5 protein-coding genes and 1 pseudogene are annotated in these 8,061 nt (G+C 73.8%); 4 read left to right on the plus strand and 2 right to left on the minus strand.

Going from position 1 to position 8,061, the window contains the following annotated elements; genetic code table 11:
• The first annotated feature begins 64 nt into the window (after positions 1 to 64).
• The 3 genes from speB to ACFVVX_RS34070 are packed head-to-tail and all read left to right on the plus strand — an operon-like array spanning position 65 to position 3,140.
• Entirely contained in the window at positions 65 to 1,036 is a 972-nt protein-coding gene (gene speB, locus ACFVVX_RS34060; RefSeq protein WP_387951446.1) for an agmatinase, read from the plus strand.
• A complete protein-coding gene (locus ACFVVX_RS34065; protein WP_387951448.1) occupies positions 1,033 to 2,685 on the plus strand; it encodes a thiamine pyrophosphate-binding protein in 1,653 nt (550 codons plus the stop codon). The genes speB and ACFVVX_RS34065 overlap by 4 nt, the downstream gene beginning before the upstream one ends.
• 29 nt (positions 2,686 to 2,714) lie before the next feature.
• The gene (locus ACFVVX_RS34070) at positions 2,715 to 3,140 is read left to right on the plus strand and encodes a VOC family protein (protein WP_387951450.1); all 426 of its coding nucleotides are present in this window, start codon (positions 2,715 to 2,717) and stop codon (positions 3,138 to 3,140) included.
• A gap of 25 nt (positions 3,141 to 3,165) precedes the next feature.
• Here ACFVVX_RS34070 and ACFVVX_RS34075 read toward each other — a convergent pair whose 3' ends face one another.
• The gene (locus tag ACFVVX_RS34075; protein ID WP_387951451.1) at positions 3,166 to 6,711 is read right to left on the minus strand and encodes a HEAT repeat domain-containing protein; all 3,546 of its coding nucleotides are present in this window, start codon (positions 6,709 to 6,711) and stop codon (positions 3,166 to 3,168) included.
• Positions 6,712 to 6,897: 186 nt separating this feature from the next.
• On the opposite strand from ACFVVX_RS34075, the gene ACFVVX_RS34080 reads away from it, so the two are divergent.
• On the plus strand, positions 6,898 to 7,545 hold the full coding sequence (locus ACFVVX_RS34080) for an SIMPL domain-containing protein (protein ID WP_387951453.1): 648 nt from the start codon (positions 6,898 to 6,900) through the stop codon (positions 7,543 to 7,545).
• Positions 7,546 to 7,717: 172 nt separating this feature from the next.
• On the opposite strand, the pseudogene ACFVVX_RS34085 reads toward ACFVVX_RS34080, so the two are convergent.
• Positions 7,718 to 8,061: pseudogene (locus ACFVVX_RS34085) on the minus strand (hypothetical protein); the annotation flags it as partial.

Consider the following 8,061-nt stretch of genomic DNA (forward strand, 5'->3'; position numbering starts at 1 on the left):
GGGCCGGCCACGCCGAGCACACCGCTTTCGAACACACCGACCGCCCGCCTCGCCAGGAGTCTCGATGACCAGCCCCACCCCCGTCGGACCGACCGACTCCTCCCGCATCCCGCGCTACGCCGGGCCCGCCACCTTCGCCCGGCTGCCCCGGATCGACCAAGTCCCCCGCGCCGACGTCGCCGTGGTCGGCGTCCCCTTCGACAGCGGCGTCTCCTACCGCCCCGGCGCCCGGTTCGGCGGCAACGCCGTCCGCGAGGCCAGTCGGCTGCTGCGCCCCTACAACCCCGCCCAGGACGCCTCCCCGTTCGCCCTCGCCCAGGTCGCCGACGCCGGGGACATCGCCGCCAACCCCTTCGACATCCACCAGGCCGTGGAGACGGTCGAGGCCGCCGCCGGGGAGCTGCTGGACACCGGCGCCCGGCTGATGACCCTCGGCGGCGACCACACCGTCGCCCTGCCGCTGCTGCGCGCCGTCGCCCGCAGGCACGGCCCCGTCGCCCTGCTGCACTTCGACGCCCACCTCGACACCTGGGACACCTACTTCGGCGCCGAGTACACCCACGGCACCCCGTTCCGCCGGGCCGTCGAAGAGGGCCTGCTCGACACCGAGGCGCTCTCCCACGTCGGCACCCGCGGCCCGCTCTACGGCCGACAGGACCTCACCGAGGACGAGCGGCTCGGCTTCGGCATCGTCACCTCCGCCGACGTGATGCGCCGGGGCGTCGACGAGGTCGCCCAGCAGCTGCGCGAGCGGATCGGCGACCGGCCGCTGTACATCTCCGTCGACATCGACGTACTCGACCCCGCGCACGCGCCCGGCACCGGCACCCCCGAGGCCGGCGGCCTCACCTCGCGCGAACTGCTGGAGATCCTGCGCGGACTGGCCGGCTGCCACCTGGTCTCCGCCGACGTCGTCGAGGTCGCCCCCGCGTACGACCACGCCGAGATCACCGCCGTCGCCGCCTCGCACACCGCGTACGAGCTGACGACGCTGATGACCCGTCAGATCACCGACGCCCGCGGGGTGACGGCGTGAACCAGTCCCGCAACGGCGGCGACCTGGTCGTCGAATCCCTCACCATCCTCGGTGCGCGCCACGTCTTCGGGCTGCCAGGCCAGCACGCGCTCGGCCTGTTCGACGCACTGCGCCGCTCCGACCTGCGCTACGTCGGCCTGCGGGTCGAGAACAACGCCGGCTTCGCCGCCGACGGTTACGCCCGTACCGCCGGGGCCGTCGCCCCGCTCTTCCTCTCCACCGGCCCCGGCGCGCTCACCTCGCTGGCCGCGCTCCAGGAGGCGGCCGCCGCCTCCGTCCCCGTCCTCGCCGTGTCCAGCCAGATCCCCTCGGCGGGCCTCGGCGGCCGCCGGCGCGGCTACCTGCACGAACTCGTCGACCAGCAGGCCAGCTTCCGCGACGTGGTGAAGTCCGTGCACACCGCGCGGACCGCCTCGCAGATCCCCTCCGCGCTCGCCGCCGCCTGGGAGTCGGCGCTCACGGCGCCCTACGGCCCGGTCTGGGTGGAGATCCCGCAGGACGTCCTGCTCGCCCCCACCACCGTTCCCCCGGTCACCGGCCTGCGCGCCGAACCGCGCCCACCCGCACCCCGGCCCGAACTCGTCGCCGGGGCCGCCGCCCTGCTCGCCGGAGCCGAGCGGCCGGTGATCCTGGCCGGCGGGGGCGTCGTCCGGTCCGGCGCGAGCGGCGAACTGCTGCGCCTGGCCGAGCTGTTGCGAGCCCCGGTGGCCTGCACCTTCGGGGCGAAGGGGGCGTTCCCGTGGGAGCACCCGCTCTCCCTGCAGTCCTGGCTGGAGGACCGCCACACCACCGACCTGCTGGAGGACGCCGACGTCCTCCTGGTCGTCGGCTCCGGACTCGGCGAACTCTCCAGCAACTACCACACCCTGGCGCCGCGCGGCCGGATCGTGCAGGTCGAGGCCGACCACGGCAAGCTGGAGTCCAACCACCCCGCCCTCGGCATCCACGCCGACGCCCGGCTCGCGCTCGCCGCCCTCGCCGACGCCGTCCCGGCCGCCCCCGCCGACGGTCGGGCGGAGGCCCTGGCGGCCGGGCTGCTGAAGCGGGTCCGGGCCCGGATCGACGGCCAGGGGCTGGAGTTGGAGCAGCACCTGCTCGCCGCCGTCCGGCGGGCGCTGCCGGACGACGCACCGGTCTTCTTCGACATGACCATCCTCGGCTACTGGGCCTGGTCCGCGTTCGACGCCCGCCATCCCGGCGCCATGCACTCCGCCCAGGGCGCCGGCGGCCTCGGCTACGGCTACCCGGCCGCACTCGGCGCCGCCGTGGCCGCCGACGGGCGCCCGGTGCTCGCCGTCTCCGGCGACGGCGGCGCGATGTACTCGATCGCCGAACTCGCCACCGCCCGCCAACTCGACCTCAACGTCACCTGGTTGATCGTGGACGACGGCGGCTACGGGATCCTGCGGGAGTACATGACGGACACCTTCGGCGAGCCCGCGGCCACCGAGCTCACCCGCCCCGACTTCGTCCGCCTCACCGAGTCCTTCGGCGTCCCCGCGACGGCCACCACCCCGGACGGCCTCGAACGGGACCTGGCGGCCGCCCTGGCCGCACCCGGTCCGCAGGTGGTCGTCCTCCCGGCCCTGTTGCGGATGTTCGCGCCCACGCACCTGGGCGCCGACCTGCCGGTCCCCACCGGGAGATGAGCGGCGGAGTCCCCTGTTATCGTGCGCCCATGCCATCGATCAAGGAGTTCCAGGTCACCTTCGACTGCGCCGAACCCGCGCGCGTCGCCCGCTTCTGGTGTGAGGTGCTGGGGTACGTGTCGTCGCCGCCGAAGGGGTTCGCCACGTGGGACGACTACGAGCAGTCCCGGCCCGCTGAGGACCGGGGCTCCTGGGCCGCCTGCAGCGACCCCTCGGGTGTGGGCCCGCGGCTGTTCTTCCAGCGCGTCCCCGAGGGCAAGGTCGTCAAGAACCGGCTGCACCTCGACGTGCGGGTCGGCACCGGACTCGTGGGTGAGGAGCGCCTCGCCGCGCTCGAAGCCGAGTGCGCCCGACTGCTCACGGTCGGCGCGGTGCGCGTGCGGCTGCTGTACGACGGCCACGACTCGTGCATCGTGATGCAGGACGTCGAGGGCAACGAGTTCTGCGTCGACTGAGCGTCCGCCGAGCCGGGGACGGTCCTCACTCCTGCGTCAGGGCGTCGACGACCACGAGCGCCCGGGCGGCGGCGGCGCGGACGTCGGGGTGCTCGTCCTGCCCGGCCAGGCCCCGGAGGGTCGCCACCGCCGCCTGGTCGCCCGGCCACTGCCAGGCGAGCATCCGAACGGCGTCGGCGCGGACCTCGGGATCGGGGCTTGATGTCGCCCACAGGCGGATCTCCGCCCCGTCGTCACCGGCGGCGAGGTGCGCCCACCGCTGAAAGGCCGCCAGCCGGTTGGCGGGATCAGGGTCATGGCGGGCGCGGTCGAGCAGGACGGCGACGACATCGTCCCGCGCACCGGACCGGTATTCGGTGAAGGCCAGGATCGCCGCGTAGCGCGCCTCGGGCTCAGGGTCGCCCACCGCGCACTGCACCAGGACGCGAACGACCTCCTCGCGCTCGGCCGACGCACGCAGGACGTCAAGAGCGGCCGACCGCACCTCCCCGCTGACATCCTCGACCGCACGTGTCGAGATCAAGGCGAGTACCTCCTCTCGCGCCGGGCCCTGGGGGAACTCCCCGAGGACATGCAGCGCGGCGATTCGCGGTTCGGGCGCCGGATCCTCGACCGCGCGCGCCAGGAGGAAGGCCAGCGCGTCGCCATCCGCCCGACGCGCCCTGTTGTAGAAGCCGAAGACAGCCGCATCGCGTATCAGCGGGTCGGACTGGTTGGTGGCGATGTCGCGCAACAGCGCGGCCACGTCGTCCCGGTATGACAGCTGGTGCAGCGCAAGCACGGCGTCGAAGCGCACCTCGGCCGCCGCATCGCGACGCGCGGAATCGATCACCGTGTCGACGAGGTCCGCGCTCGTCACCCACCTTCGCAGGATGCGGGACCGCGCCGCCGGATCGGGGTCATGGCGTGCACGCTCCATCACGAACGCCACGACGTCCTGCCGTTCGCGCCGCTCGTACAGGGCTGCGAGAGCCGCGGTCCGCACTCCGGGTGCGGAGTCGTCCACCGCGCGCGCCAGCAGGAAGCGGACCACCTCCTCCTGTCCCGACCACCCGCGCAGAGCCGTCAGGGCGGCCACTCGTGGCCCCGGAGCCGGATCCGAGACCGCGCGTTCCCTCAGGAAGGCCGACACATCCTCCCGCCCCTCCCACTGGCCGCTCCCCAGAACCTCCAGAACGGCCGCGCGCGGCCCCGGGGCGACATCCTCGACCGCGCGTTCCCTCATGAACCGGAGAACGTTGTCGCACACCTTCCACCCGCGCAGAGCACTCAGGGCGACGGATCGCGGCCCGGCGGCCGGGTCCTCGACCGCACGCTCCATCACCACCTGCATCGCCCCGGCCCGGCCGCGCCAGCCACCTCTGCCCAGAACCCGCAGCACCGCCGAACGCACCTCCGGGGCGGGATCCTGCACCACACGCTCCTGCAGAAGCCGAAAGGTGTCCGCATTCTCGGCGAAGTGCCGGCCGAGGCTCCCCAGCGCCGCGGACCGAACCGTCTCGTTGTCGTGGTGTGTCGCGAGTGCTCGGAGCGCCGCGTAGGAGCTGTGCATCATGCAGGAGATCTCCACCGCAGCGGTCCCCGACCGCGACCAGCCGAGCAGGTGGAACCAGCGCAGGTATCGCCGACGCCCGCTCCAGGCACTGCCGAAACTCGACAGCGCCAGCTGGGCATCGGCCAGCAACGGGCCGGACGAGCCGGAGGGAAGCGCGATCATGGCATCCACCACGGCATCGCTCTGCACGCCCAACAGCCCGATCTTGCGCACCTCGGCCAGCGCGCGGATCGCGAGGACCAGCACGTCCGGGTCCCGCGCCTCGGCCGCATGGATGGCGAGCAGTCGGTCGATCACCCGGGCCGCGTCCCGCTCGCTCAACTGGCCCACCAACAGCAGCAGGACCTCGTGCCACGCCGGGTCACCGACCCGCGCCGCCACGACCTCCTCGATCAGCTCCTCCGGCGTCCACTCCCGCTCCTCCTTGTACCGGTGCGCGATGTCCGCCGCCGCCAGGTACTCCAGGAAGGCCCGGTGGACGAAGCCGTACACCTCGCCCCCGTACCGCGCGAGGATGAAGTTGCGCGTCCTGAGCTGCTCGCGCATCGCGCGGGCGGCCATCCGGGCGTCCTTCTCCGCATGGCCGAACTGGAGCAGGTAGTCGCGGACGACCTCCTCCAACTCGTCGGCGTGGATGTGGTTTCCCGCGATGCCGCCGTGGCCCTCCTGCATCCGCCGGGCGAGCAGGCGCAGCAGTTCGAGGCGCTCCTTCGGCTCCAGCATCTCCAGGGCCTCGTCGACCGCCGGCGGCAGGTCGGCCTTGAGGTGCTTGATGTCCCGGTCCCAGTGCGCGACCAGGACCTTCACCGCGTGCTCGTAGACCCCCTGCCGGTCCCGGGGCAGGGTCTGGCGGCGGCCGATGATGGCGAGGATCGTCAACAGCAGCGGGTTGCCCGCCAGTTCGCGGACCGGCCGGGAGGCGGCGACGGCGTCCGTGACCCTCCGTACCAGTTGCTCGGCCTGCTCGGGGTCGGTCGGGCAGGCGACCCGGTACCAGGAGCGGGCGAAGGTGCGGATCTGCTCCTCGTCGAGGTCCTCCAGCATGTAGTGGGCGAACCCGGCGCCGTCCAGCACGCCGCGCTGGTAGCCGATGACCCGCGAGGTCACGACCACCCGGGCCTGGTCCCAGCGGGCGGCGAAGGCGGCTATCCGCTGGGCGGCCTCGGTGCGGATCCTGGGGTCGAAGAGCTCGTCCAGGCCGTCGAAGACGACGACCGCCGCTCCGGTGCGCAGCAGGTGCCGCAGGACGGGGGCGGGGACGGACATGCCCTTGGTGGCGTGCAGGTGGTCGAGGAAGTCCTCGAAGGTGCGCTCGCGCCACTGGGCCTCGGCGTACTGGCGCAGTTCGACGACGAGCGGGAGGCGGCCGGCGAGTGCGGCGAGGGAGCCGGTGGCGCAGCCGGGCAGGCTGAGGCTCAGGGCGAGGTAGCGGGCGAGGGTGGACTTTCCGGCGCCCGGGTCGCCGAGGAGGACGGCGCGGGCGCCGCGGGGGCCGGCCAGGACGTCGAGGACGGCCTCGGCGGGGCGTCGGCGGTGGGTGTCGCGCAGGTGTTGGACCGTCTCCGGGGTGACGCCGGGCGGGAGGTCGCGGTCGGCGAGGACCTCTCCGGTGGCCAGGAGGCGCTGGAGGAGTTCGCGGGGCAGTTCGACGGGCGGCGGGTCGGCGCGGACGCGCGGGGCGACGAAGACCTCGCGGAGTTCCACGACGGGGTGCTCGCCCTGTTCCGAGAGCGGGGTGAGCACTTCGAGGTCGAGGCGTGCGTAGGACTCGCGGACCCGCTGGCGGTAGGCGTCGACCGCGGCGGCGTCCGACTCCCGGGAGCGCTCGGGTGCCGCGCCGAGGTAGGCCTTCTCGATGACCAGGTTGCCGTTGCCGGTCACCACCGTCGTGGCGCTGCCGCCAAGGGCCACCGCCCTGCTGCCCGACGCCTCGACCCTGGCCGACATCTTGCTCCTGCCCGACCCCTCGGCGCTGCCCGACGCCTCGATGCCGGTGTTCTGCTCGCCCGTCCCCACCGCGTGCCCTGCCCTTCCCGCGCCGCCTCGGCGGCCCCTCCCGATGGGTCATCACGGTAGGGCACCGGCCCGACAACTCGCGTGCCGCGGGGCGGATCCGGCCGACCCGCCGGGTGCGGACAGGCCTACGGGCACCTGTTCCGGCAAACCCTCTCCGGCCTGCCCGCCGACTGATTTGATGGGCTCATGTTCGATACTCAGCCCATCGCCACGCCCTGGGGCGTATCCCTGTCCGGTTCCGCCTCCGTGGACGCCACGCCCGACATCGCCCATCTGCGGCTGGCGATCCGGGAGACGCGGCTGAAGCCGGGCGAGGCCTTCGAGGTGGCGCGGGGGGCCGTCAACCGGGTGCGGGAGGCGCTTCGGCGGCACCGGGTGCCGGACGCGGCGGTGTCGGCGTCGCGGCTGAACCTGCAGTCCTCGTGGAGCTTCGCCGGTGGCGAGCGGCACTTCCTCGGGTACGAGTGCACCGCGTCCTTCGTCATCGAGCTGCGTGAACTCGACAGCCTGGAGCTGCTGTTGATCGATGCCGTGGAGGCCGGGGCCAACCAGGTGGACGGGGTCGAGTTCGACGTCAGCGCCAAGGCGGAGCTGCAGGCGCAGGCGCGCCGGGAGGCCGTGGCCGCCGCGCGGGAGAAGGCCGAGCAGTACGCGCAGGCGGCCGGGGTGCGGCTCGGTCCGGTGGTGCACATCACGGACGTGAACCCCAACGAGCTTCCGGCGGGCTTCCGCCTTCACGCCGGCGGCGGTGGCGGCGGTGAGGCCGCCCTCGCCCCGGGCAAGATCAGCATCTCCGCCGTGGTGGTGCTCGGCCTGGCCATCATCGGCGGCTGACGGTGGACCAACCCACGGCAGACCAACCCACGGCAGACCAACCCACGGCAGACCGGCCGACGGTGGACCGGCCCGCGGTGGACCGGCCCGCGGTGGACCGGCCGACGCCGAAGCGGCCGGTGTAGCGCCGAGGGGCGCCCGGGGGACACCCCGGACACCCCCGTCAACAGGATCAGGCCTGCCAGTGCGGCTTGCCGCTGACCATGCGGCAGTAGATGACCCGGCCGCCGGCCTCGTGGGTGCTCCTGCCGAGGTCGTCGTTGCGGCAGAACTGGCCGGCCTTGTAGCAGTTGCCGGCGTTGGAGCGGATCTCGCAGTCCCCCGCGGCCGCGACGGTCTCCTTGGGCGCGGGCTCGGGCTCCGGGTCCGCCGGCGGCTTCGCGGTGGTGGCCTTGGGCTGGGGCGCCTTGGTGGTCGCGGGCGGCTTCGGGGCCGCGGCGGTGGGCGCCGGCGGCTGCGGGGCGGGCGGCTGCGGCGCCTCGGGCGCGGGCGGCGGCGGGACGACCGGGGCCGGCG

This window comes from Kitasatospora sp. NPDC058170, assembly GCF_042883905.1.
In the GTDB taxonomy this organism is placed as follows: Bacteria; Actinomycetota; Actinomycetes; order Streptomycetales; family Streptomycetaceae; genus Kitasatospora.

Coding starts and splice junctions, on each gene's coding strand:
- speB (WP_387951446.1), top strand. CDS start 65: ATGACCAGCCCCACCCCCGTCGGACCGACCGACTCCTCCCGCATCCCG.
- ACFVVX_RS34070 (WP_387951450.1), top strand. CDS start 2,715: ATGCCATCGATCAAGGAGTTCCAGGTCACCTTCGACTGCGCCGAACCC.
- ACFVVX_RS34080 (WP_387951453.1), top strand. CDS start 6,898: ATGTTCGATACTCAGCCCATCGCCACGCCCTGGGGCGTATCCCTGTCC.